The following is a 22444-nucleotide window of genomic DNA, read 5'->3' as shown; positions in this document are numbered from 1 at the left end:
CATGGCCTCTGATCGTCCCCGCGTGCTCTCCGGCATCCAGCCCACCGCCGGCTCGTTCCACCTCGGCAACTACCTCGGCGCCGTCCGCCAGTGGGTGGCCCTGCAGGAGACACACGACGCGTTCTACATGGTCGTCGACCTGCACGCGATCACGGTCCCGCAGGACCCGAAGGACCTGCGCGCGAACACGCGCCTGGCCGCCGCCCAGCTCCTCGCGGCCGGTCTCGACCCGGACCGCTGCACGCTCTTCGTGCAGAGCCACGTCCCGGAGCACGCCCAGCTCGCCTGGGTCATGAACTGCCTCACCGGCTTCGGCGAGGCGTCCCGGATGACGCAGTTCAAGGACAAGGCCGCCAAGCAGGGCACCGACCGCGCCTCCGTCGGCCTGTTCACGTACCCGATCCTCCAGGTCGCGGACATCCTGCTCTACCAGGCGAACGAGGTCCCCGTCGGCGAGGACCAGCGCCAGCACGTCGAGCTCACCCGCGACCTCGCGGAGCGCTTCAACGGCCGCTTCGGCCCCACCTTCACCGTCCCGAAGCCGTACATCCTCAAGGAGACGGCGAAGATCTACGACCTCCAGGACCCGTCGATCAAGATGAGCAAGTCGGCGTCCACGCCGAAGGGCCTCATCAACCTCCTCGACGAGCCGAAGGCCACGGCCAAGAAGGTCAAGAGCGCCGTCACGGACACGGACACGGTGATCCGCTACGACGCCGAGAACAAGCCGGGCGTCAGCAACCTCCTCACGATCTACTCGACCCTCACCGGCGAGACCGTCGGCGAGCTGGAGGAGAAGTACACCGGCAAGATGTACGGCGCGCTGAAGACGGACCTCGCCGAGATCATGGTCGAGTTCGTCACGCCGTTCCGGGAGCGCACCCAGCAGTACCTGGACGACCCCGAGACGCTCGACGCGGTCCTGGCCAAGGGCGCCGAGAAGGCCCGTGCCGTCGCCGCCGAGACCCTCGCGCAGGCGTACGACAAGGTCGGCTTCCTGCCCGCCAAGCACTGAACGCCACCTCCGCGCACAGCCGTACCACCGAACAGCGCTGTACATCACTCCGGTTGCGCCTGCCCGTAACCCGGTCGTGGCCGTACAGTCGATAACCGGGTGGTCGTATCAGCGGCCCGCCAACTGAAACGACAGGAGACGACGTGGGGACCGTAACGATCGGTGTCTCGATCGCGGTCCCGGAGCCTCACGGCAGCGAGCTCCAGCAGCTGCGCGCGGGCTTCGGCGACGCCGCGGCTCACGGCATCCCCACGCACGTCACCCTGCTGCCGCCGACGGAGATCGACGAGGCCGCCCTGCCGGCCGTCGAGGCGCATCTGACCGAGGTCGCCGCGGCCGGCCGGCCGTTCCCGATGCGGCTGTCCGGCACCGGCACCTTCCGGCCGCTGTCGCCGGTGGTGTTCGTGCGGGTCGTCGCCGGAGCGGAGGCCTGCACGCGGCTCCAGCAGCAGGTCCGCGACCCCGCCGGGCCGATCGCACGCGAACTGCAGTTCCCGTACCACCCGCACGTCACCGTGGCGCACGGCATCGACGAGGCCGCCATGGACCGTGCCTTCGGGGAGCTCGCCGGCTACGAGGCCGAGTGGCCCTGCACCGGCTTCGCCCTCTACGAACAGGGCGCCGACGGCGTCTGGCGCAAGCTCCGCGAGTTCCCCTTCGGCGGCCCGGTGGTCCCCTCGCAGTCCGGCCACGTGGACCACGGCTCGGTCCCCACGCGCTGACCCCCCGCGGGTCAGATCGGCAGGCGGCGGAACACCCCGCGCGGCAGGTGCCGCAGGGCCGCCATCACCACGCGGAGCGCGCCCGGTACCCACACCGTCTCCGAGCGGCGGCGCAGCCCCAGTTCGACCGCCGTGGCGACCGCCTCGGGCGTGGTCGCCAGCGGCGACTCGGGCAGCCCCGCGGTCATCCGCGTGCGCACGAAGCCGGGGCGGACGACCATGACGTGCACGCCCGTGCCGTGCAGCGCGTCCCCCAGGCCCTGCGCGAAGGCGTCGAGGCCGGCCTTGCTGGAGCCGTAGATGAAGTTGGCGCGGCGGGCCCGCTCGCCCGCGACGGAGGACATCACGACCAGCGAGCCGTGCCCCTGCGACTGCAGCGAGCGGGCGCACACCAGGCCCGCCGAGACCGCGCCGGTGTAGTTGGTCTGCGCGACCCGCACCGCCGCCTCCGGCTCCCGCTCGTCACGGGCCTGGTCGCCGAGCAGCCCGAAGGCGAGCAGCACCAGGTCGATGTCGCCCTCGGCGAAGACCTTGCCGAGCACGGCCTCGTGGGAGGCGGGGTCGAGCGCGTCGAAGGCGACGGTGTGCACGTCGGCACCGAGCCCGCGCAGCTGCCCTGCGGCCTCTTCCAGCGCGGGTGAGGGACGGCCCGCCAGCCAGACGGTGCGGGTGCGGCGGGCGATCAGTCGGCGGGCGGTGGCCAGCGCGATCTCGGACGTACCGCCGAGGACGAGCAGGGACTGGGGGAGGCCGAAGGCGTCCTTCATGACAGCTCCTAGGGATCGCTCAGAGATGGAGGCGGCGGGCCAGGTCGGACACGAACACCCCGTGCGGGTCCAGCTCGGCGCGCAGGGCGCGGAAGTCGTCCAGGCGCGGGTACATCGCCGGGAGCAGCTCCGGGCGCAGCCGGGCGTCCTTGGCGAGGTAGACGCGGCCGCCCGCGGCGGCGACCTCCTCGTCGAGTTCGTCGAGGAACGCGCCGAGACCGGGCAGGCCGGCCGGGATGTCCAGCGCCAGCGTCCAGCCGGGCACGGGGAAGGACAGCCAGCCCGGGTCGGACTCGCCGAAGCGCTTGAGGACGGCCAGGAAGGACGGGCAGCGGCGTTCGGAGATCCGGCGCACGATGCGGCGCAGGGCGTCCTCCTGGCCGTAGCCGACCACGAACTGGTACTGCACGAAGCCGCCCCGGCCGTAGACGCGGTTCCAGTGGGGGACGCCGTCCAGGGGATGGAAGAAGGCGGAGATCCGCTGGAGTCGGCCCGTCCGCGACCGGGGGGCCTTGCGGTACCAGAGCTCGTTGAACAGGCCCACGGTGGTCCGGCTGAGCAGGCCCTCGGGGAGGACGGCGGGAGCGGACGGCAGCCGCGAGGTGCGGAAGGAGAGCGCGTCGCGGCGCAGGCGGGCGGGGAGCGCGTCCAGGGGCGCGTGGTCGCCGCGGGTCAGGACCGCGCGGCCGGTGGCGGCGCCGCGGGCCAGCAGGTCGATCCAGGCGACGGAGTAGCGGTAGCGGTGGTCGGTGGCGGCGAGCCGGGCCATCAGGTCGTCGAGGTCGGTGGCCCGTTCGGTGTCGACGGACATCAGTGAGGTCTCGACGGGCTGGAGCCGGATCGTGGCGGTGAGGATCACCCCGGTCAGGCCCATGCCGCCGGCCGTCGCGTCGAAGAGCGGCGTGCCGGGGATCACCGTGTGGATCTCGCCGTCCGCGGTGAGCAGTTCGAGGGCGAGCACATGGCGGGCGAAGGAGCCCGAGACATGGTGGTTCTTGCCGTGGATGTCGGCGCCGATCGCCCCGCCGACGGTGACGTAGCGGGTGCCGGGCGTGACCGGCACGAACCAGCCGAGGGGCAGCAGCACTTCCATCAGGCGGTGCAGCGACACGCCCGCGTCGCACAGCACGGTGCCGCCGTCGGCGTCGATCGCGTGCACCCGGTCCAGGCCCGTCATGTCGAGCACGGCCCCGCCCGCGTTCTGCGCCGCGTCCCCGTACGCCCGGCCCAGGCCCCGGGGGATCCCGCCGCGTTCCCCGCAGTCGCGGACGGCCGCCGCCGCCTCCTCGTACGACCGTGGGCGGATCAGCCGGGCGGCGGTGGGGGCGGTGCGGCCCCAGCCGGTGACGGTGGTGTGGTCCAGGCCCATGACGTCCGGGGCGTACTCGGGGGCGGAGTCGGTGTCGGCAGACATGTCCGTGACCGTATCGCCCCAGTCTGGGCGATGAGTTCGGGAACATGGCATCCCTCCCCGAAATGGGTGATTAATGGGATGTCGCTCAATAGTGACGGAGTTCAGGCGAGTCGGGCGTGAACAGTGAGTCCACATGGACGACCTCGACGACCTGTACGACATGGATCACCGGATCGTTGCGGCGCTCAGGGCCTGCGGCACCGACCCGCGCGTGGCCGGCGCCGCACGCGCCCTGTCCTGGGCGGGGGAGCACGCGGCGCTCTGGCTCGCGGCGGGGCTCGCCGGAGCCGCCGTCGACCGCGGCAGACGCGGCGCCTGGCTGCGCGGCACGGCCCTCACCGCCGGGGCGCACCTGGTCAGCATGGGGGTGAAGCGGGTCGTGCGCCGCCCGCGCCCCGCGCACGTCGACCCGCTGGTGCGCACCGCCGGCCGGCACTCCTTCCCCAGCTCGCACGCCACCTCCTCCGCGGCCGCCGCCGTCGCCTTCGGCGCCCTGGGCGTCCGCGCGGTCCCGCCGCTCGCCGCCGCCGTGTGCGTCTCCCGCCTGGTCGTCGGCGTCCACTACCCCTCGGACGTCGCCGCCGGCGCAGCCCTCGGCGCCCTCACGGCCCGGCTCGGCGCCCGCTGGATGACGGGAGGCACCCCCCGTGACTGAGACGGCCGTCCTCCGCCGGCGCGCCCCCGAGCAGCCGCCCGCACCACCCCGCAGAGGCGGTGTCCCGGCCGGTCTGCTCCGGACCGCACGCCCCCGGCAGTGGGTCAAGAACGTCCTCGTGGTCGCCGCCCCGGCCGCCGCCGGAGAGCTCTTCTCCCGGCACGCCCTGACGCAACTCGCCCTGGTCTTCGTCCTGTTCACGGCGTGTGCCGCCGCCGTCTACCTGGTCAACGACGCCCGCGACGCCGACGCCGACCGCGCCCACCCCGTCAAACGGCACCGGCCGGTCGCCGCCGGACAGGTCCCGGTCCCCGTCGCCTACGCCGTGGGCGGTCTGCTCGGCGTCCTCGCGCCCACCGCCGCGGCCTGGCTGTGCGGCCCGGCCGTCGCCGCCCTGCTGACCGCCTACCTCGCGATGCAACTGGCGTACTGCATCAGCCTCAAGCACGTCCTGGTCGTCGACCTCGCCGTCGTCACCACCGGCTTCCTGATGCGGGCCATGGTCGGCGGACTCGCCCTCGGCATCCCGCTGTCGCGCTGGTTCCTGATCACGACCGGGTTCGGCGCGCTGTTCATGGTGTCGGCCAAGCGCTACTCGGAGGCCGTGCAGATGGCCGGGAAGGCGGGCGCCACACGCGCGTTGCTCACCGAGTACACCACCGGCTACCTCCGCTTCGTCTGGCAGCTCGCGGCCGGTGTCGCCGTCCTCGGCTACTGCCTGTGGGCCATGGAGGAGGGCGGTGTCCCGCACACCAGCGTGCTGCCCTGGCGGCAGCTGTCCATGGTCGCCTTCATCCTCGCGATTCTGCGCTACGCCGTCTTCGCCGACCGCGGCACGGCCGGCGAACCCGAGGACGTCGTGCTGCGCGACCGGGCGCTCGCCCTGATCGGCGTGGCGTGGGTGGCGATGTACGGCCTGGCGGTGGCCAATTGGTGACCACACGTGCCTGGTCCGGCCCCGCGCCCCCGCTGCGCCGGGAGCTGCTGGGCTTCGCCGGCGTCGGCCTGCTCGCCTACGCCGTCGACCTCGCCCTGTTCACCTGCCTGCGCGGCCCCGCCGGGCTCGGCCCGCTCCCCGCCAAGGCGCTGTCCTTCCTGGCCGCCTGCGCGGTCGCCTACGCGGGCAACGCCCTCGGCACCTACCGGGCCGCGCGGCCCCGGGGCCTGCGCCCCTGCGCGGTGTTCTTCGCGGTGAACCTCGCCGGGGCCGCCGTCCAGCTGCTCTGCCTCACCGTCAGCCACTACGGCCTCGGTCTCACCTCGCAGCGCGCCGACACCGTCTCCGGCGCGGTCGTCGGCATGGCCCTGGCCACGGTCCTGCGCTTCTGGGGTACCCGTACATGGGTGTTCCGGGCGGAGGGCAGAGTCGGATCATGGACTGGCTGAAAAAGCTCCCTGTGGTGGGGCCGTGGGCGGAACGGCTGATGATCACCCACGCGTGGCGGTCGTACGAGCGGCTGGATCGCGTGAAGTGGACGCGGCTGGCCGCCGCGATGACCTTCACGAGCTTCGTCGCGCTGTTCCCGCTGCTCACGGTGTCGGCCACCATCGCCGCCGCCACCCTCAGCACCGAGCAGCAGGACCAGCTGCAGGACAAGATCGCCGAGCAGGTGCCCGGCATCTCCGACCAGCTGGACATCGCCGGACTGGTGGAGAACGCCGGCACCATCGGCCTCATCGCCGGCGCGCTGCTGTTCTTCACCGGCGTCAGCTGGGCCGGCTCGATGCGCGAGTGCCTGCGGGCGGTGTGGGAGCTGCCCGAGGAGGAGGAGAACCCCCTCGTGCGCTACGGCAAGGACGCCGGTGTCCTGATGGGCCTGGGCGGCGCGCTCCTGGTCACCATCGCCGCCTCCGCCGTCGCCTCCGCGATGATCGGCTGGATCATCAGGGAACTCGGCATCGACGAGGGCGGCTGGGGCGGGGCCCTGCTGCACGTCGTCGCGTTCCTGATCGCCGTCCTCGCGAACTTCCTGCTGCTGCTCTACGTCCTGACGCTGCTGCCCGGCGTCGAGCCGACGCGCCACCGCCTGGTCGTGGCGGCACTGACCGGCGCGGTCGGCTTCGAACTGCTGAAGCTGCTGCTCAGCGGCTACCTCCAGGGCGTGGCCGCGAAGAGCATGTACGGCGCGTTCGGCGTGCCCGTCGCGCTGTTGCTGTGGATCAACTTCACCTCGAAGCTGGTGCTGTTCTGCGCCTCCTGGACGGCGACGCAGAGCAAGCAGGACGAGGTCCCGGGCTTCACGGGCGCGACCGGCGGCGCACCAGATCCGGCAGCGGCCACCGGCGGTTGACCAGGAACGCACCGCCCGCGAGCAGCACCAGCGCGCCTCCGGTGACACCGAGCGCGACGCCGATGCCGCTGGAGCCCTCCGCCGCCGGGGCGCCGGCCACCGGCTTGGAGCCCGTCGCCGCCGGGCCCTTCCCGCCGTCCCCGGAGCCGCCCGCCTCCCCGGAGGGGTTCGCGTCCGGCGAGGCACCGGCCCGCGCGGCGCTCCTCGGCGGCACCAGCTCGCCGACCGGCTGCACCTTCCCGGCGGCCTTGAAGCCCCAGTCGAACAGCCGGGCGGTCTCCTTGTAGACCTCGTTGTGCTCGTCCTTCTCCGGATTCATCACCGTCACCAGCAGCACCTTGCCGCCCCGCTCGGCGACCCCGGTGAAGGTGGCGCCGGCGTTGGTGGTGTTGCCGTTCTTGACACCGGCGATGCCCTCGTAGACGGGCACGTCCGCGTCGCCGGCCAGCAGCCGGTTGGTGTTCTGGATCTCGAAGGACTTGCGGACCTTCTTGCCCTTCTTGTTCTTCTTCGTCTCGCCGGGGAACTTCGCCGTCACCGTCGAGGCGTACTCGCGGAAGTCCTGCTTCTGCATCCCGGAGCGGGCGATCAGCGTCAGGTCGTAGGCCGAGGAGACCTGCCCCTCGGCGTCGTAGCCGTCCGGGCTGACGACGTGCGTGTCGAGGGCCTGCAACTCCTCGGCGTGCTGGTTCATCTCCGCGACGGTGTTCTCGACGCCCTTGTTCATCGCGGACAGCACGTGCACGGCGTCGTTGCCGGAGCGCAGGAAGACGCCGAGCCACAGGTCGTGGACCGTGTACGTCTCCTCCTCCTTTATCCCGACCATGCTGGAGCCGGGGCCGATGCCGGCCAGGTCGGAGGGCACGACCTTGTGCTTGGTGTCCCTCGGGAACTTCGGCAGCAGCGTGTCCGCGAACAGCATCTTCAGCGTGCTCGCCGGGGCCAGGCGCCAGTGCGCGTTGTGCGCGGCCAGCACGTCACCGGTCTCGGCGTCGGCGACGATCCAGGAGCGGGCGCTGACGTCCTTCGGCAGCACCGGCACGCCGCTCGCCAGGTTCACCTGCGTGCCCGGCCTCCCGAGCCGGGCACCGCCGACGGTCGACATCGACGCCGGGGGAGTCGCCGAGGGGCTCGCCGACGGGCTGCCCGAGGGCTTGGGGGCCGCGACGGCGACGGGCGCGGCCAGGGCGAGGGACGACAGGACGGCGGAGGTGACCAGCAGGGATCGCCTGGCGGTCTTCTTCGGTGCGGGCACGGTCGGAAACGTACATGCCGTGCGTGGGGAAGTCCCGCTTCCGGCCCCACCCCGGAGAAGGAACCGGACAGGCCCTGGCGATACTGGTCTCATGAAGCTCAGCCGCCCCGTGTCCTGGTTCCTGCTCGCCTTCGGGGTGTGGAGCTGGGTCATCTGGATCACTTTCGTCAAGAACCTTGTCGCGGACGGCAGCGGACTCGCGTTCGACGACGGTCGGCCCACGGCCTACTTCTGGGTGCACCTGGTGCTCGCCGTCGTGTCCTTCGTATTGGGGACGGTTGTCGGGGCCATCGGGTTGCGTGGTCTGCGCGCACTGCGCCGGACGTCATAACGGCAATCGGGAGACACGACACCGTGGCCATCGTCTTCGTACTCGTCGCCCTGCTGGTCCTGGCCGTCATCGTGACGGCCAACTGGTACGTGTGGCGCCGCCTGTTCCGCGACACGACCCGCGGCCCGGGCCCGGCCCGCCGCGCGGGCGCGGTGCTGATCGCCGGCGGCTGGGTCCTCGCGATCACGGCTCTGGTGGCGGAGCGCTCCGGCGCGCCCTTCTGGCTCCAGCAGGTCCTCGCCTGGCCGGGCTTCCTGTGGCTGGCGCTGTCGATGTACCTGCTGCTGGCGGTGCTCGCGGGCGAGGTCGTACGCCCGTTCCTGCGGCGCTTCCTGGAGCGGCGGGACCGGGCCGGTGAGCGGGCTGCCGAGGCCGGAGCGGCGACGCCGGCCGCCTCACCGACGGAGAAGGTCACCGTGCCCGGGGGAGCGCCCTCCGCCGTGCCGGCCGAGCCGGAGCCAGCCCTCGCGTCCGGCCCGCCCGGCGACGCCGCCCGCCCTCCGGCCCCTTCCCGCCGTCTGTTCGTCTCCCGGGTCGTCGGCGGTGCGGCCGCCGCCGCTGCCGTCGGCACCGTCGGGTACGGGACGTACGGCGTGCTGCGCGGCCCGCGGGTGAAGCGGGTCACCGTGCCGCTGGCCAAGCTGCCGCGCGGCGCGCACGGCTACCGGATCGCCGTGGTCAGCGACGTCCACCTCGGCCCGGTCCTGGGCCGCGGCTTCGCGCAGAAGGTCGTCGACACGATCAACGCGACCCAGCCCGACCTGATCGCGGTCGTCGGCGACCTGGTCGACGGCAGCGTGAAGGACCTGGGCCCCGCCGCGGCCCCGCTGGCGCAGCTCAGAGCCCGGCACGGCTCGTACTTCGTCACCGGCAACCACGAGTACTTCTCCGGCGCCGAACAGTGGGTCGAGGAGGTCCGGCGGCTCGGCCTGAACCCGCTGGAGAACGCCCGCCGGGAGCTGCCGTTCTTCGACCTGGCCGGGGTCAACGACCTCGCCGGCGAGGAGGAGGGCCAGGGCCCCGACTTCGCGCGGGCGCTCGGCGACCGGGACCGGGCCCGCGCGTGCGTGCTCCTCGCCCACCAGCCGGTGCAGATCCACGACGCCGTCGAACACGGCGTCGACCTTCAGCTCTCCGGCCACACCCACGGCGGCCAGCTCTGGCCCGGCAACCTCCTCGCCTCGACCGCCAACCCCACCCTCGCGGGCCTGGAGCGCTACGGCGACACCCAGCTCTACGTGTCCCGGGGCGCCGGCGCCTGGGGCCCGCCCACCCGGGTCGGGGCACCGTCCGACATCACCGTGATCGAGCTGGCGTCGCGGCAGGCCTGACCCGCGCCGGCCGGAACGCATCGGACCCGGACACGACCTACGACCCGGACACGGCCTAGGACCCGGCGGGGCGCCTGGCCGGGTCCGGGATCGCGCGGGTCATGCCCGGCAGGAAGTCCGTGAACAGCTCGTGCACCTCGCGTACGAGCGGGCGCAGGACCCGGAAGCGGGCCAGGGCGACCCCGCGCGCGGTGAGCCGGGCGCCCCGCTCCGCCAGCCGGTAGCTGCGCTCCCGCCCCTCGGTGCGGTCGAAGATCCAGTACAGGACGAGTCCCATCTGGGACAGCCACATCAACTCGGGCAGGATGTCCCGCAGTTCCTCGGGCACTTTCGTCTTCGTCCCGGCCAGCACCTGCCGGTGGACGCTGATGGCCTCCACGCGCGCGTGCTCCGACTCGGGAGAGAAGGGGCTCAGGGGGCTGTCCGGGTCGGCGGCGTTCTTGAAGAACTGCACCGCGAACTCGTGGTACGGCGTCGCGATGTCCAGCCAGGCCCGCAGCACCCCCGCGAGCCGGGCCTCCAGGTCGGTCTCCCGCTCCAGGATCTCCCGGACGGCCAGTTGGTGCTCGGCGGCGATCCGGTCGTAGAAGCCCTGGATCAGGTGCTCCTTGCCCTCGAAGTAGTAGTACGCGTTCCCGACGGAGACCCCGGCCTCCTTGGCGATGGCCCGCATCGTCGTCTTGTCGTAGCCGCGTTCCTGGAACAGCCGCATGGCGGTCTCCAGGATCAGCGCGCGGGTCTGCTCGGACTTGCTCGGGGTGGCGCCGTCGTCGGGGCCGTCGTTCTTCTCGGGCACGGGAACAGAGCCTAATGCCAGGGCCGGTGCCGCTACCGAGGGGCGCAGGAGCCGTCGGCGCAGGAGGGCGCGTCATAGGTCCAGCCGGTGCCGGGGTCGTACGCCCACCCGTCGGCCCGCCGGTACACCCGGCCGCCCCACGGGCCCGTGCCGCCCCCTCCCCGGTGCCACTGCGCCCCGCGCCATTTGGCGGCGGCGAGCACGGCGCCCTTGGCGAGCCGGGCACCGGCGGGGGTGCTCAGCCGGTGGGCGAGCCGCCGGTACTCGCGCAGCGCCCAGAGGGTGACGACCCAGGCGGCCGGGCCACGGTAGACCTGCCCGGCGTCCCCGACGACGGTGATCTCGTCGAGGGTGGCGCCGTGGTCGAGGCCGGGAAAGCGCCGGCGGGCCTCTGCGGAGCCGGCCGGGACCGGCTCCAGCGGCACCAGCTGCGGCTGCCGCAGGAGCCAGTCGCGCAGGAACGCGCACAGGGAGCACTCGGTGTCGTAGAGGACGGTGAGCCGGCGGACCGGGGCGGGTGCGGTGGCGTTCATGTGCCGGGCTCCGTTCAGGCCTGGGCCTGCGGGGCGACCCAGCCCTGCGGCGGCATCGGCGGCACCTGCTCCCGCTCCATGGCGCCCCGGCGCCGGATCCGGTTGAGCACGTAGACGTTGGCCAGGTGCATCACGCCCAGCACCAGCAGCACCACACCGAGCTTGGCCGACAGGGCCTCGAAGATCCCGCGTGTGTCGGTGATGGTCTCGTCGTCGCTCAGGTACAGCGCGACGAACCCGAGGTTGACGAGGTAGAAGCCCACCACCAGGAGGTGGTTGACGGCGTCGGCGAGCTTCTCGTTGCCGTGCAGCACGTCGGCGAGGAAGATCCTGCCGTTCCGGCTGAGCGTGCGGGCCACCCAGATGGTCAGACCGATGCTGACCAGCAGGTAGATGACGTAGGCGACGACCGTGCGGTCCATTGCCCCCACCCTTCTTGAACACGTTCAAAACGCTGTCGTGGATGATTGTAGACCTCTTTTTGAACATGTTCAACACACGGGGTGGGGTGATTGTCAGTGGCGGCTCGTACTGTCGTCGGCATGGCAATCGTGACGTTCGTCGACGAGACGACAACGGGGGAGCGGCGGGCGGCCTGGGGGCTGGAGATCGCCGAGGAGAAGCTGAGCGTGCGGGAGTTGATCCGCCGCCGGGTCTTCCAGGAGGTGGCCGAGTTCAACGCCCGGACGCCGCAGGTCTTCCAGGGGCTCGTGCAGCCCGAGGACACCGAGCGCGTGCTCAACGGGTACGCGCTGCGCACGCCCCGCCGCATCGACCCGGAGACCCAGACGGCCCTGGCCCTGCGGGCGTTCGCGGGGAACGGCTTCCTGGTGCTGGTCGGAGACCGGCAGGTCACCGACGCCGACGAGGAGATCGACCTCCCGCTCGGCACGGAGGTCACGTTCCTGAAGCTCGTCCCCCTGGTCGGTGGCTGATGAGCACCTTCCGTACCCCCCGGTCGCACATGGACCGGCTGCGCGACAGGATCGCCGACGGCGACATGGGCCGGGTCGCCGACGAGGCGCTGAGCGTGCTGGACTCCAGCCACGGCAGCTGGGGCCGCAATTGGGACGAGGTGCTGGACCGGCTCCGCGAGCTGCCGACCGGCCGCCGCCGCGAGCTGCTGCACGCCCTGGCCGACCGCTTCGCCCGGGCGGGCGACGACACCGAGGACCGCTGCCGCCATCTCGCCCTGTGCGCCCTGGTCTCCGAGGGCCTCGCCGACGATCCGCTCGCCGCCGAGCGCCGGCGCGCCCTGGACGACCTGGCCCGGCGGCAGACCTTCTGGTACGCGGCCCGCTTCGACACCCTGGTGCGGGCCGAACTGGCCGCGGGCCGCCCCCTCCCCGCTTCCGTCGTGGCCGTGGTCCGCCGCGCCGCCCTTGACGCCTACCGTGCGGACGACCTCATGACCCTGTCCCGGCAGCTCACCGACCCCGTCCTCAACGTCGGCGAGGCCTGGTCCGACCAGGCCCTGAGCGAGGCCACCACACCCGACTGGCAGGCCCTCCTGCGGCACGCGCTGACGGCCACCGCCTCCAAGCCCACAGCCAAGTGGGACAAGGGCGCGCGGGCCCTGCTGGACACCCTGGGCCCGGACGCCGTCCGCGAGCGGGTCCTGCCCTGGCTCGCCCTGGTCGGCCGCCCCCGCACCCTCCCGCTGGAGCGCCGCGAGTGGGAGCCGGACGTCAACAACGCCTACGACCCCTACAACGCCACCGCCCTGCGTGGCCTGGCCTGGCTCCTGTCCCTGCTGCCCCCGGACCCCGGCACGGCCCGGGCCCTCGGCGCCCTGGTCGAGACCTCGCTGAAGAAGGTCGCGGGCCTCGGCCCCCGCAACCCGAAGGTCGCCAACGCGGGCGTGATCGCCCTCGCCCGCGTCGACTCCGAGGCGGCCCTCGCCGAACTGGCCCGGCTGGCCACACGGGTGACGTACAAGAACACCGCCAAGCTCCTCGACACGGCCCTGGAGGCCCGCGCCACCGCGCTGGGCCTGAGCCGCGAGGAGATCGAGGAACTGGCCGTCCCGGCCTACGGGCTGACGGAGGTCGGCCGGACCACCCACCGCCTCGGCGAGGCGACGGCCCTGCTGGAGATCGAGGGCACCCGGGCCGTCCTCACCTGGCGCAACGCCGCGGGCAAGCCCGTCAAGAGCGTGCCGGCGGCGGTGAAGCGCGACCACGCCGACGAACTGAAGGACCTCAAGGCCGCGGTCAAGGACATCGACAAGATGCTCTCGGCGCAGAGCGAGCGCCTGGACCGCCAGTTCCTGGCCCGCCGCAGCTGGCCCTACGCCGTCTGGCGCGAACGCTACCTGGACCACCCGCTCGTGGGCACGCTCGCCCGCCGCCTGCTGTGGACGATCGACGGCACGACCGCCGGCTACGCGGACGGCGAGCTGCGGACCCTCTCCGACGAACCCGTGCGGGAGGGCACGCGAGTGGAGCTGTGGCACCCGGTGGGGCACGAGCCGGCCGAGATCGTGGCCTGGCGGGACTGGCTGGAGCGGCACGGCATCACCCAGCCGTTCAAGCAGGCCCACCGCGAGGTCTACCTGCTCACCGACGCCGAGCGCGCCACCGGCACCTACTCCAACCGCTTCGCGGCACACGTCCTGCGCCAGCACCAGTTCCACTCCCTGGCGGCCGTCCGAGGCTGGCGCAACAAACTCCGCCTGTGCGTCGACGACTCGGCCCCACCCGCCACGCGGGAGCTGCCCCAGTGGGGCCTGCGCGCCGAGTACTGGATCGAGGGCGACGGCGAGGAGTACGGCGTCGACACCACCGACTCCGGCAGCTACCTGCGCCTGCGCACCGACCAGGTCCGCTTCTACCCGATCGACGCCCCGGAGAACTGGGCCTCCACCTACGGCGGCGAGTACACCATGTGGCTCGAACCGGGCCGGCGAAGCGTCGACCCCCTCCCGCTGGAGGACATCCCGCCCCTGGTCCTCTCCGAAGTCCTGCGCGACGTCGACCTGTTCGTCGGGGTCGCCAGCATCGGCAACGACCCGACCTGGCAGGACGGCGGCCCCGGCGGCCGCTTCCGGGAGTACTGGACGTCGTACGGCTTCGGTGAGCTCAACCAGAGCGCCGAGACCCGCAGGCTCCTGCTGGAACGCCTCGTCCCGCGCCTGGCGATAGCCGACCGCTGCACGCTGGAGGGCCGCTTCCTGCACGTCAAGGGCGACCGCCACACGTACAAGATCCACCTCGGCTCGGGCAACATCCTCAGAACCCCGAACGACCAGTACCTCTGCATCGTCCCGAAGTCCGACCCGAAGGCCCAGGGGACGGGCTACCTGCCCTTCGAGGGCGACCGGATGCTGTCGGTGATCCTGAGCAAGGCGATGCTGCTGGCGGACGACACGAGGATCACGGACCCGACGATCCTGAGCCAGCTGTGAGCCTCAGTCGCTCGTCCTCGCCTGGCCGGCCTTGAGGATCTCGCCCACGTCGAGGGTCACCTTCGCGCCGATGGAGTCGGGGAGGGTGACGAGCTCGCCGGGGGCGTGCGGGCGGTGGTTCTCGTAGCCGCTTCCCACCGGGTCGGTCAGGACGCGGAGGCGTTGGTGCTTGCGGTCGACCACCACGTAGACGGGCACCTTCGCCTCGGCATAGGCGGCGGCCTTGGTCCTGAGGTCGTCCTTCCAGTTCCCGGAGGTGACGACGAGATGGTCGTCGATGTCGGCGTTCACCACCACGAGGTCCGGGATGGCATAGTCCTCACTCCCCGTGGGGAGCCACAGCCCGACGTCCAGCGACATCAGGTGCCTCCTGGGGGCTGGTGTCGAGAGCATCATCGTGGGCCGGATGACGTCCCCGCAGCCTGCTCCGGCGCCTTCACCCGATGGTGTGGCATATGCCAGAAGGCCCCGTCACCAGCGGTGACGGGGCCTTCTCGGTCAAGCGGCCGGGCTCAGTAGCGGCGCGTGATCAGCGCCCGCTTCACCTCGGCGATCGCCTTCGTGACCTCGATGCCGCGCGGGCAGGCGTCCGTGCAGTTGAAGGTCGTGCGGCAGCGCCACACGCCGTCCTTGTCGTTGAGGATCTCCAGGCGCTGCTCGCCCGCCTCGTCACGCGAGTCGAAGATGAAGCGGTGCGCGTTGACGATGGCGGCCGGGCCGAAGTACTGGCCGTCGTTCCAGAAGACCGGGCACGACGTGGTGCAGGCCGCGCACAGGATGCACTTCGTGGTGTCGTCGAAGCGCTCGCGGTCCTCGGCGGACTGCAGCCGCTCACGCGTGGGCTCGTTCGTGTCCTTCGTGATGAGGAAGGGCATGACGTCCCGGTACGCCTGGAAGAACGGCTCCATGTCGACCACGAGGTCCTTCAGGACCGTCAGGCCCTTGATGGGCTCGACCGTGATCGGCTTCTCGGGGTTGATGTCCTTGATCAGCGTCTTGCAGGCCAGACGGTTCTTGCCGTTGATCCGCATGGCGTCCGAGCCGCAGATGCCGTGCGCGCAGGAGCGGCGGAACGTCAGCGATCCGTCCAGGTCCCACTTGATCTTGTGGAGGGCGTCCAGGACGCGCTCCTTCGGGTCGATCTCGACCTGGAAGTCCTCCCAGGTCGCGTCCGCCGCGACCTCCGGGTTGAAGCGGCGGACCCGGAAGGTGACCGTGATGTAGGGGGAGTCGGCGAAACCGGGCTCGGGCTTGCCGGCCGCGTCTTCCTTGTCCAGAACAGGGGTAGCCATCAGTACTTACGCTCCATCGGCTGGTAGCGGGTCTGGACGACCGGCTTGTAGTCGAGACGGACGGTTTCGGAGCCGTCGGCGCCGACCTCGCGGTACGCCATGGTGTGCCGCATGAAGTTGACGTCGTCGCGGTTCGGGTAGTCCTCGCGGTAGTGACCGCCGCGGGACTCCTTGCGGGCCAGCGCGGAGACCGCCATGACCTCGGCGAGGTCGAGCAGGTTGCCCAGCTCGATGGCCTCCAGCAGGTCCGTGTTGAACCGCTTGCCCTTGTCCTGGATCGAGACGTTCTTGTAGCGCTCGCGCAGCTCCGCGATCTTCTCGACCGCCGTCTTGATGGTCTGCTCGGTGCGGAACACCATGACGTTGGCGTCCATGGTCTCCTGCAGCTCGCGCCGCAGCTCCGCCACGCGCTCGGCGCCGGTGGAGTTGCGCAGCCGCTCCACCTGCTCCAGCACGAGCTCGGCCGGGTTCTCGGGCAGCTCGACGAAGTCCGCCTTCTGCGAGTACTCCGCCGCCGCGATGCCGGCCCGCTTGCCGAAGACGTTGATGTCCAGCAGCGAGTTGGTGCCCAGGCGGTTGGCGCCGTGCACGGACACGCAGGCGACCTCGCCGGCCGCGTACAGGCCCGGGACGACCGTGGTGTTGTCCGCCAGGACCTCACCCTCGACGTTGGTCGGGATGCCGCCCATGGCGTAGTGCGCGGTGGGCTGGATCGGGATCGGGTCCGTGTAGGGCTCGATGCCGAGGTACGTCCGGGCGAACTCGGTGATGTCCGGGAGCTTGGCGTCCAGCTGCTCCGGCGGCAGGTGCGTGAGGTCGAGGTAGACGTGGTCGCCCTCGGGACCGCAGCCGCGGCCCTCACGGATCTCCGTGTAGATGGAGCGGGAGACGACGTCACGGGACGCGAGGTCCTTCATGACCGGCGCGTACTTCTCCATGAAGCGCTCGCCGTCCTTGTTGCGGAGGATGCCGCCCTCACCGCGGGCGCCCTCCGTCAGCAGGATGCCCATGCGCCAGATGCCGGTCGGGTGGAACTGGAAGAACTCCATGTCCTCCAGCGGGATGCCCCGCCGGTACACGGCCGCCTGGCCGTCACCGGTCAGCGTGTGCGCGTTGGACGTCACCTTGAAGAACTTGCCGCAGCCGCCGGAGGCGTAGATCACGGCCTTGGCGTGGAAGACGTGGATCTCGCCGGTGGCCAGCTCGTAGGCGACCACACCGGCCGACTTCTTGACGCCGTCGACCTCGGTGATCAGCTGGTCCAGGACGTAGAACTCGTTGTAGAACTCCACGCCCTCCTTGACGCAGTTCTGGTACAGCGTCTGGAGGATCATGTGGCCGGTGCGGTCGGCCGCGTAGCAGGACCGGCGGACCGGGGCCTCGCCGTGGTTGCGGCTGTGACCGCCGAAGCGGCGCTGGTCGATGGTGCCGTTCGGGGTGCGGTTGAACGGCAGGCCCATCTTCTCCAGGTCGAGGACGGAGTCGATGGCCTCCTTCGCGAGGATCTCGGCGGCGTCCTGGTCGACCAGGTAGTCACCGCCCTTGACCGTGTCGAAGGTGTGCCACTCCCAGTTGTCCTCCTCCACGTTGGCCAGCGCGGCGGCCATGCCGCCCTGCGCGGCGCCCGTGTGGGAGCGGGTGGGGTAGAGCTTCGTCAGGACGGCCGTGCGGCTGCGCTTGGTGGACTCGATGGCCGCGCGCATGCCCGCGCCGCCGGCGCCGACGATGACGGTGTCGTACTTGTGGATCTTCATGATTCTCGCAGCCCCGTGCCTAGCGGATGTTCGGGTCGAAGGTGAAGATCACCAGCGTGCCCAGCAGGATGGTGAACACCGTGGCGGTGTAGAGCAGAGCCTTCAGCCACAGCCGGGTCTGCGCGCGCTCGGCGTAGTCGTTGATGACCACGCGCAGGCCGTTCGCGCCGTGCAGCATCGCCAGCCACAGCATCAGCAGGTCCCAGACCTGCCAGAACGGGGACGCCCAGCGGCCCGCCACGAAGGCGAAGCCGATCTTGGAGACGCCGCCGTCCAGCACGAGCTGGATCAGCAGGTGGCCGAGGACCAGAACGACCAGCACGATGCCCGACAGGCGCATGAAGAGCCATGCGGCGAGCTCGAAGTTGCCCCGGGTGGACTTGGGGGACTTCTTGGTGCGCTTGCGCGGGGCCTCGATGAGGGGCGCCGGGTTGTCGACGGTGTAGACGGCGCCGCCCTCGACGGGGCCGACGCCGGCTGCGGTCTTATCGGTCGTGGACATTGGCGTCAGCTCCCGAACAGTTCACGAGCGGCGTGGCCGAGGACGGGGTAGATCGCCCCGAGCATCAGCACGACCCACAGGGCGACGACCGTCCAGAGCATCTGCTTCTGGTAGCGGGCGCCCTTGATCCAGAAGTCGACGGCGATGACACGCAGGCCGTTGAGCGCGTGGAAGAGGATGGCGGCGACGAGGCCGTACTCCAGCAGCGCGACGATCGGCGTCTTGTACGTGGCCACGACCTTGTCGTAGGCCTCGGGGGACACCCGCACGAGGGCGGTGTCCAGCACGTGGACGAACAGGAAGAAGAAAATGAGGACGCCGGTGACTCGGTGAGCCACCCAGGACCACATTCCTTCCCGGCCGCGGTACAGCGTTCCAGCCGGCACGGAAGTTTCCTCCGGGAGCGGTGATTGGGGCCGCGCCGGCTTTCCTTGTCGGTCGGGCCCGGCCGGGTACGGTCCACCGGCCCCCAGCATCGTAGCGAGGCGTTGCCGCTGGGCTGAGCGGGGGTCTGGCTGTGTGATCAAACTGGCATGCGTACGGCCTAGCCTCGCGGCTTCTGGGGTGGGGTGTCCGGTTATCGGCCGGGCGCGGCGCCGCCGCGGCTCGTCGCGCAGTTCCCCGCGCCCCTGAGGGCGTGGACCAGCCGTTCTCTCGCCAGGCGGCGGAGTTCTTCCGCCGCCACGACCCGCTCCTCCTCCGGATCGTTCGTCAATCGTGACCGGATGGCCTCCAGCAGGTGGTCCAGCACCTCGGAGGGGGACAGGCCGTCCAGGCAGATGACGAACACGTGTCCGAAGCGGGCCTCGTAGGCGGCGTGGGCCGCGTTGAGGGCCGTGTGGGCCGCGGAGTAGGTGTCCGGGGGGAGCGTGGGCAGGGGCTCGGCGGCCAGGGCCTCGGTGAGGTCGGCCCAGGTCAGGTCGTAGGCCGCCTCGTCCGCGGCGGCCAGCAGGGAGTCCAGGTCGGGGTAGGGGCGGTGGTCCGCGACGCGGCGGGCCCAGCGGGGGCTGCGCAGGCAGGCGAGGAGGGTGCGCTCCAAATCCTCCGCCGAGGCTGCGTTGAAGTGCTCCACCGGTATGGCCAGGCGGCCGGGGAGGTCTGGGAGACGGTGCGCGGGCAGCGTGGGTCCTCGTGGGCGTCACGTGTGTCGGCAGGGCAATGTTGTGAGAGTTGTGACGTCACGCTATCGAGTACGACCGTGGCGTGTCCGACGGATGCCCGAATTTCACCCGGGGGAGAGAGTTTCGGAACGCGTGGTGGACGCGCGCCCGGGCGCGCCGCGTCTTAGGTTGGCCGTGTGAGTCAGCACAGGCGCCGGGCTCCGGCGAAGCAGGGAAAGCAGCGGCAGGTGCTGGTCGTGGCCATGGCGGTAGCCCTGGTCGTGGTCGCGGCCGGGGTGAGTCTCGGGCTCTGGGCGGCCTCGGGCGGCGAGGGCGGGTCCACCGGGCCGGAGGCGAGATCGTCCCGGGGCGGGGCCGCGGCGGCTCCCACCACCACCGAACCGGCGACCAGCCCCAGTCCCAGCCCCAGCCGCTCGTACCCCCTGTCCACCACGCCCCGCACCATCCCGGCCGTGCGCGACCACACCCCCGCCCGCGGCCCGGGCTGGAAGCCCGAGGACGGCGACCGCGTCGTCGTGAACGACCCGGCGCTCGCCGACGAGGGGCGGCTGATCGCCGGCGAGCTGGGGCTGACGTACGCCGGGGAGAAGGACGACGACCGGGACGGGGACCTGCGGCTGTCGCTGGCGGCGAAGAAGGGCGCGAACCCGGAGTCGTACGTGATGACCGTGCGCGACGGGCGCGTGGAGATCAGCGGGCCCGCCGAGGCCGGTGTCTTCTACGGCACCCGCACGCTCAAGCAGGAGACCCACGACGGCGGCACGGCCCCCGAGGGCGTGGTGCGCGACGAGCCGGCCAAGGAGCGGCGCGGGTTCATGCTGGACATCGCGCGCAAGAACTTCACGGCCGGCTGGATCGAGGACCGCGTCCGTGAGCTGGGCGATCTGAAGTTCAACGAGCTGGGGCTGCACTTCTCCGACGACCAGGGATTCCGGATCGAGTCCGACACGCAACCGGAGATCGTGTCCCAGCCGCATCTGACCAAGGCGCAGGTGCGGAAGATCATCGACCTCGCGGAGAGCCGGCACATCACCGTCGTGCCCGAGATCGACTCGCCCGGGCACCTGGGCGCGGTCCTGCGCGCCCATCCCGACCTGCAACTGCGCACCGCGCAGGGCTCGGCGGTGCAGGGCGCCATCGACATCTCCAAGCCCGAGAGCGCCGAGATCGTCGACGAGCTGCTGAACGAGTACGCGGAGCTCTTCCCCGGCAGGCCCTGGCACCTGGGGGCCGACGAGTACCAGGCGCTGGTCCGCTCCGACCCGGAGGCGTCCTTCCCGCAGCTGGCCGCGGCCGCGCAGGAGAAGTACGGCTCCGGCGCGACGGTCGCCGACCTCACCACCGGCTGGCTGAACGACCGGGCCGCCACCGTCCGGGGGCACCAGCGCGTCCCGCGCGCCTGGAACGACGGCTTCTTCCGCGGCGGATCCGTCCAGGCCGACAAGGACATCCAGGTCGCCTACTGGACCGGCAAGGAGATCGGCGCCCGGCCGCCGCTGGAGTACCTGGAGGCCGGCCGCAAGGTGCTCAACTACAACGACGAGTTCCTGTACTACGTGCTCGGCGAGCCGCAGACCTTCGTCTACCCGACCGGGCAGCGGATCTACGAGCAGTGGACACCCCGCGTGCTGCGCGGCACCGCGGCCGTCCCGGAGCGCTACGACGGGCAGATCCTCGGCGGCTCCTTCGCGGTCTGGTGCGACCTGGCGAACTCCCAGACGCAGGACCAGGTCGCGGCCGGCATCCGGATGCCGTTGCGGGCGACCGTGCAGAAGCTGTGGGACCCGGACAGGCCCGAACTGTCCTGGGCCGAGTTCCGGGCGCTCGCGGACAGGCTCGGCTGACTCCGCTCGAATTGGCCCATACGGCTGCGAACGCCCGTACGGCTGTGGTGGTCTTCTGAGGCGAGTCGAATCGAATATGCCGGGGGGAACCGGGACATGGGCTACTGGGGATACTTCGTCGTCGGCCGGGGGGAGCGGCCGCTCGCCGAACTGGACGCGCTCGCGGGCGCGGCGGACGGGATGACGCGGCACACCTCCGCACCGGACGGATGGCAGGTCTGGGAGTACCCGGGTGGCGAGGGCGACGTGGGGAACATGAACGACCTCGCGGGCGAGACCGGCGCGCCCGCGCTGTTCGGGTACGTCATGAACAGCGAGTGCGTGGTGCTGGAGGCGGCCGCGCCGGAGAGCGGGGCGTGGACGACCTGCCTCGCCCGCGGGGCCATGGCCGGGTACCTCGGCGGCGGGCAGGAGGGCCTCACGCTGGAGGACTACTTCCTCGAACCCGGCGACGCCGCCGAGCGCGCGGTGCGCTGGGCCGCCGAGGCCGGGCACGAGGTGAACGCCGCGACCCTGCTGGACGTACTCACGTCAGACCCCGATCCCCTGGCCGAAAACCTGTTGTTCCGCTTCCTCGACAGGCTGGGCGTGGTGCCCCTGTGACACTCCGGGGCCGTCGCACGCAGTAAGGGGAAGTGCGGGTTCCGTGAGGGGTGAGGCTGGAAGCGGCCTGGCAGGGCCCCGTGAGAAGGCCCGCGGAGGGAGGCGTGGATGAGCCTGGTGGAGTTGATCGCACAGGCCGACGAGCGCGGGCTGGCCGCGAGCGGGCTGGCTTGTTTGGATCGGTGCGTGCCCCTGCTGGGCGGCGACGACGAGAGCCTGCGGCCGCTGTGGGCGAGCCTCACCGACGGCGCCGGTGCCGCCGAGTGGGGCGAACGGCTGGAGCAGGTCCGGGCGAAGCTGGACGCCGCCGGCGACGGGGACGAGGCGGTCTCGCTCGCCCGGCGGATGCTCCAGGCCGCTCCCGCCGAGCGGTCCGCCGCCGCGGTGCGCGTGTGGGCCGACGCCTGCTCCGTCGCCTCCCTGCAGATCCACCGGCTCCTCGACCCCTCCGAGGACGACGCCTCCTCGGTCTCGGTCCGCCGCGAGGGCCGTACGGAGGGCATGTCGCCCCTCGTCGCCGCCGAACTGCGCCGGCAGGTCGTCGTCCTGGAGGTCCTCGCCGGACACGGGCAGAACGGGCTGCGCCGGGCGCTGGAGGTGTCGACGGAGGGGCGTCGGGTGCTGCGGGCGGTGGTGTCGCGCCGCAGCCGGCACCAGGGCTGAGCCGCGGGCCGGGCCTCAAACCCCCTGCCGTGAAAGAGTCCTGTGACTGTCCCCCGGACGAGGTGGGGCGGTCCTGCGCCGCTTCGGGGCAGCCGCCGGATTCCGGGTGACGAAACGCTTCTCCTGAGCGCTCTTGGGGATGTGACGAC

General features: G+C 71.7%; 25 protein-coding genes. 13 read left to right on the top strand and 12 right to left on the bottom strand.

The features are described 5' to 3' along the window. Position 1 precedes the first annotated feature (1 nt). Positions 2–1015 carry a tryptophan--tRNA ligase gene (gene trpS, locus ACIGAQ_RS18205; protein ID WP_311680129.1) on the top strand — a complete coding sequence of 338 codons (1014 nt, stop codon included), beginning with the start codon at positions 2–4 and terminating at the stop codon, positions 1013–1015. A 143-nt stretch (positions 1016–1158) separates the two neighbouring features. Beyond that, complete coding sequence (locus ACIGAQ_RS18200) at positions 1159–1737, top strand: 2'-5' RNA ligase family protein (RefSeq protein ID WP_311680127.1); 579 nt, start codon at positions 1159–1161, stop codon at positions 1735–1737. 11 nt (positions 1738–1748) lie between these two features. Here the strand turns inward: ACIGAQ_RS18200 and ACIGAQ_RS18195 are convergent, their stop codons facing one another. After that, entirely contained in the window at positions 1749–2504 is a 756-nt protein-coding gene (locus ACIGAQ_RS18195; RefSeq protein ID WP_311680125.1) for a decaprenylphospho-beta-D-erythro-pentofuranosid-2-ulose 2-reductase, read from the bottom strand. Positions 2505–2523: 19 nt separating this feature from the next. Then, complete coding sequence (locus ACIGAQ_RS18190) at positions 2524–3918, bottom strand: FAD-binding protein (protein ID WP_399783896.1); 1395 nt, start codon at positions 3916–3918, stop codon at positions 2524–2526. Positions 3919–4051: 133 nt separating this feature from the next. On the opposite strand from ACIGAQ_RS18190, the gene ACIGAQ_RS18185 reads away from it, so the two are divergent. From ACIGAQ_RS18185 to ACIGAQ_RS18170, 4 genes are read left to right on the top strand one after another with little or no spacing between them, the layout of a single operon-like run. Beyond that, on the top strand, positions 4052–4573 hold the full coding sequence (locus tag ACIGAQ_RS18185; protein ID WP_362277236.1) for a phosphatase PAP2 family protein: 522 nt from the start codon (positions 4052–4054) through the stop codon (positions 4571–4573). Beyond that, positions 4566–5510, top strand: a complete 945-nt coding sequence (locus ACIGAQ_RS18180; RefSeq protein WP_362277239.1) for a decaprenyl-phosphate phosphoribosyltransferase — start codon at positions 4566–4568, stop codon at positions 5508–5510. Before ACIGAQ_RS18185 ends, ACIGAQ_RS18180 begins: the two co-directional genes overlap by 8 nt. Further along, a complete protein-coding gene (locus ACIGAQ_RS18175; protein WP_399783893.1) occupies positions 5507–5959 on the top strand; it encodes a GtrA family protein in 453 nt (150 codons plus the stop codon). Before ACIGAQ_RS18180 ends, ACIGAQ_RS18175 begins: the two co-directional genes overlap by 4 nt. Beyond that, entirely contained in the window at positions 5947–6864 is a 918-nt protein-coding gene (locus ACIGAQ_RS18170) for a YihY/virulence factor BrkB family protein (protein WP_399783890.1), read from the top strand. The genes ACIGAQ_RS18175 and ACIGAQ_RS18170 overlap by 13 nt, the downstream gene beginning before the upstream one ends. Here ACIGAQ_RS18170 and ACIGAQ_RS18165 read toward each other — a convergent pair. After that, a complete protein-coding gene (locus ACIGAQ_RS18165) occupies positions 6812–8119 on the bottom strand; it encodes a D-alanyl-D-alanine carboxypeptidase family protein (RefSeq protein WP_399783887.1) in 1308 nt (435 codons plus the stop codon). The genes ACIGAQ_RS18170 and ACIGAQ_RS18165 overlap by 53 nt on opposite strands. 91 nt (positions 8120–8210) lie before the next feature. Between ACIGAQ_RS18165 and ACIGAQ_RS18160 the strand changes: the two genes are divergently transcribed. Both ACIGAQ_RS18160 and ACIGAQ_RS18155 read left to right on the top strand, forming a co-directional pair. Beyond that, positions 8211–8450: an SCO4848 family membrane protein gene (locus tag ACIGAQ_RS18160; protein WP_311680113.1), complete on the top strand. Its 240-nt coding sequence runs from the start codon at positions 8211–8213 to the stop codon at positions 8448–8450. A 23-nt stretch (positions 8451–8473) separates the two neighbouring features. After that, positions 8474–9781, top strand: coding sequence for a metallophosphoesterase (locus ACIGAQ_RS18155; RefSeq protein ID WP_399783883.1), 1308 nt, complete (start codon positions 8474–8476; stop codon positions 9779–9781). A gap of 55 nt (positions 9782–9836) precedes the next feature. On the opposite strand, the gene ACIGAQ_RS18150 is transcribed toward ACIGAQ_RS18155, so the two are convergent. From ACIGAQ_RS18150 to ACIGAQ_RS18140, 3 genes are read right to left on the bottom strand one after another with little or no spacing between them, the layout of a single operon-like run. Continuing rightward, positions 9837–10577 carry a TetR/AcrR family transcriptional regulator gene (locus tag ACIGAQ_RS18150; RefSeq protein ID WP_399783880.1) on the bottom strand — a complete coding sequence of 247 codons (741 nt, stop codon included), beginning with the start codon at positions 10575–10577 and terminating at the stop codon, positions 9837–9839. Positions 10578–10609: 32 nt separating this feature from the next. Further along, on the bottom strand, positions 10610–11110 hold the full coding sequence (locus ACIGAQ_RS18145) for a thiol-disulfide oxidoreductase DCC family protein (protein WP_399783877.1): 501 nt from the start codon (positions 11108–11110) through the stop codon (positions 10610–10612). 14 nt (positions 11111–11124) lie between these two features. Continuing rightward, positions 11125–11532: a hypothetical protein gene (locus ACIGAQ_RS18140; protein WP_399783874.1), complete on the bottom strand. Its 408-nt coding sequence runs from the start codon at positions 11530–11532 to the stop codon at positions 11125–11127. A gap of 120 nt (positions 11533–11652) precedes the next feature. Between ACIGAQ_RS18140 and ACIGAQ_RS18135 the strand changes: the two genes are divergently transcribed. Together ACIGAQ_RS18135 and ACIGAQ_RS18130 are read left to right on the top strand one after the other, a co-directional pair. Continuing rightward, on the top strand, positions 11653–12045 hold the full coding sequence (locus tag ACIGAQ_RS18135) for a hypothetical protein (protein WP_362277253.1): 393 nt from the start codon (positions 11653–11655) through the stop codon (positions 12043–12045). Beyond that, on the top strand, positions 12045–14516 hold the full coding sequence (locus ACIGAQ_RS18130; protein ID WP_399783871.1) for a DUF4132 domain-containing protein: 2472 nt from the start codon (positions 12045–12047) through the stop codon (positions 14514–14516). Before ACIGAQ_RS18135 ends, ACIGAQ_RS18130 begins: the two co-directional genes overlap by 1 nt. A gap of 3 nt (positions 14517–14519) precedes the next feature. On the opposite strand, the gene ACIGAQ_RS18125 is transcribed toward ACIGAQ_RS18130, so the two are convergent. The 6 genes from ACIGAQ_RS18125 to ACIGAQ_RS18100 form a co-directional block, all read right to left on the bottom strand. Then, positions 14520–14978, bottom strand: a complete 459-nt coding sequence (locus ACIGAQ_RS18125) for a Uma2 family endonuclease (RefSeq protein ID WP_399784625.1) — start codon at positions 14976–14978, stop codon at positions 14520–14522. Positions 14979–15028: 50 nt separating this feature from the next. Then, a complete protein-coding gene (locus tag ACIGAQ_RS18120) occupies positions 15029–15808 on the bottom strand; it encodes a succinate dehydrogenase iron-sulfur subunit (protein ID WP_094057668.1) in 780 nt (259 codons plus the stop codon). Further along, positions 15808–17562, bottom strand: a complete 1755-nt coding sequence (gene sdhA, locus ACIGAQ_RS18115) for a succinate dehydrogenase flavoprotein subunit (protein WP_311680099.1) — start codon at positions 17560–17562, stop codon at positions 15808–15810. The genes ACIGAQ_RS18120 and sdhA overlap by 1 nt, the downstream gene beginning before the upstream one ends. 19 nt (positions 17563–17581) lie before the next feature. Continuing rightward, entirely contained in the window at positions 17582–18064 is a 483-nt protein-coding gene (locus ACIGAQ_RS18110) for a succinate dehydrogenase hydrophobic membrane anchor subunit (protein WP_311680097.1), read from the bottom strand. Positions 18065–18069: 5 nt separating this feature from the next. After that, the gene (gene sdhC, locus ACIGAQ_RS18105) at positions 18070–18450 is read right to left on the bottom strand and encodes a succinate dehydrogenase, cytochrome b556 subunit (RefSeq protein WP_037670267.1); all 381 of its coding nucleotides are present in this window, start codon (positions 18448–18450) and stop codon (positions 18070–18072) included. A 191-nt stretch (positions 18451–18641) separates the two neighbouring features. Then, the gene (locus ACIGAQ_RS18100) at positions 18642–19136 is read right to left on the bottom strand and encodes a 2-oxo-4-hydroxy-4-carboxy-5-ureidoimidazoline decarboxylase (RefSeq protein ID WP_311680093.1); all 495 of its coding nucleotides are present in this window, start codon (positions 19134–19136) and stop codon (positions 18642–18644) included. 291 nt (positions 19137–19427) lie between these two features. Here ACIGAQ_RS18100 and ACIGAQ_RS18095 point away from each other — a divergent pair, with 291 nt between their 5' ends. From ACIGAQ_RS18095 to ACIGAQ_RS18085, 3 genes are all read left to right on the top strand, one after another. Beyond that, complete coding sequence (locus tag ACIGAQ_RS18095) at positions 19428–21029, top strand: glycoside hydrolase family 20 protein (protein WP_399784623.1); 1602 nt, start codon at positions 19428–19430, stop codon at positions 21027–21029. Between the two features lie 96 nt (positions 21030–21125). Then, positions 21126–21632: a hypothetical protein gene (locus tag ACIGAQ_RS18090; protein WP_311680091.1), complete on the top strand. Its 507-nt coding sequence runs from the start codon at positions 21126–21128 to the stop codon at positions 21630–21632. A gap of 108 nt (positions 21633–21740) precedes the next feature. Beyond that, positions 21741–22295, top strand: a complete 555-nt coding sequence (locus ACIGAQ_RS18085) for a hypothetical protein (RefSeq protein ID WP_311680089.1) — start codon at positions 21741–21743, stop codon at positions 22293–22295. Positions 22296–22444 lie beyond the last annotated feature (149 nt).

It is taken from the genome of Streptomyces sp. NPDC085932 (assembly GCF_044540525.1).
Lineage (GTDB): Bacteria > Actinomycetota > Actinomycetes > Streptomycetales > Streptomycetaceae > Streptomyces > Streptomyces levis.
The sequence above is the reverse complement of the archived record's forward strand: the minus strand, read 5'-3'. Positions and strand labels throughout refer to the sequence as shown.

Excerpts from the sequence above, each read along its gene's own strand:
- trpS (WP_311680129.1), top strand. The coding sequence starts at position 2 with ATGGCCTCTGATCGTCCCCGCGTGCTCTCCGGCATCCAGCCCACCGCC.
- ACIGAQ_RS18195 (WP_311680125.1), bottom strand. The coding sequence starts at position 2,504 with ATGAAGGACGCCTTCGGCCTCCCCCAGTCCCTGCTCGTCCTCGGCGGT.
- ACIGAQ_RS18190 (WP_399783896.1), bottom strand. The coding sequence starts at position 3,918 with ATGTCTGCCGACACCGACTCCGCCCCCGAGTACGCCCCGGACGTCATG.
- ACIGAQ_RS18185 (WP_362277236.1), top strand. The coding sequence starts at position 4,052 with ATGGACGACCTCGACGACCTGTACGACATGGATCACCGGATCGTTGCG.
- ACIGAQ_RS18170 (WP_399783890.1), top strand. The coding sequence starts at position 5,947 with ATGGACTGGCTGAAAAAGCTCCCTGTGGTGGGGCCGTGGGCGGAACGG.
- ACIGAQ_RS18160 (WP_311680113.1), top strand. The coding sequence starts at position 8,211 with ATGAAGCTCAGCCGCCCCGTGTCCTGGTTCCTGCTCGCCTTCGGGGTG.
- ACIGAQ_RS18145 (WP_399783877.1), bottom strand. The coding sequence starts at position 11,110 with ATGAACGCCACCGCACCCGCCCCGGTCCGCCGGCTCACCGTCCTCTAC.
- ACIGAQ_RS18140 (WP_399783874.1), bottom strand. The coding sequence starts at position 11,532 with ATGGACCGCACGGTCGTCGCCTACGTCATCTACCTGCTGGTCAGCATC.
- ACIGAQ_RS18135 (WP_362277253.1), top strand. The coding sequence starts at position 11,653 with ATGGCAATCGTGACGTTCGTCGACGAGACGACAACGGGGGAGCGGCGG.
- ACIGAQ_RS18130 (WP_399783871.1), top strand. The coding sequence starts at position 12,045 with ATGAGCACCTTCCGTACCCCCCGGTCGCACATGGACCGGCTGCGCGAC.
- ACIGAQ_RS18120 (WP_094057668.1), bottom strand. The coding sequence starts at position 15,808 with ATGGCTACCCCTGTTCTGGACAAGGAAGACGCGGCCGGCAAGCCCGAG.
- sdhA (WP_311680099.1), bottom strand. The coding sequence starts at position 17,562 with ATGAAGATCCACAAGTACGACACCGTCATCGTCGGCGCCGGCGGCGCG.
- ACIGAQ_RS18110 (WP_311680097.1), bottom strand. The coding sequence starts at position 18,064 with ATGTCCACGACCGATAAGACCGCAGCCGGCGTCGGCCCCGTCGAGGGC.
- ACIGAQ_RS18095 (WP_399784623.1), top strand. The coding sequence starts at position 19,428 with ATGGCGGTAGCCCTGGTCGTGGTCGCGGCCGGGGTGAGTCTCGGGCTC.
- ACIGAQ_RS18090 (WP_311680091.1), top strand. The coding sequence starts at position 21,126 with ATGGGCTACTGGGGATACTTCGTCGTCGGCCGGGGGGAGCGGCCGCTC.
- ACIGAQ_RS18085 (WP_311680089.1), top strand. The coding sequence starts at position 21,741 with ATGAGCCTGGTGGAGTTGATCGCACAGGCCGACGAGCGCGGGCTGGCC.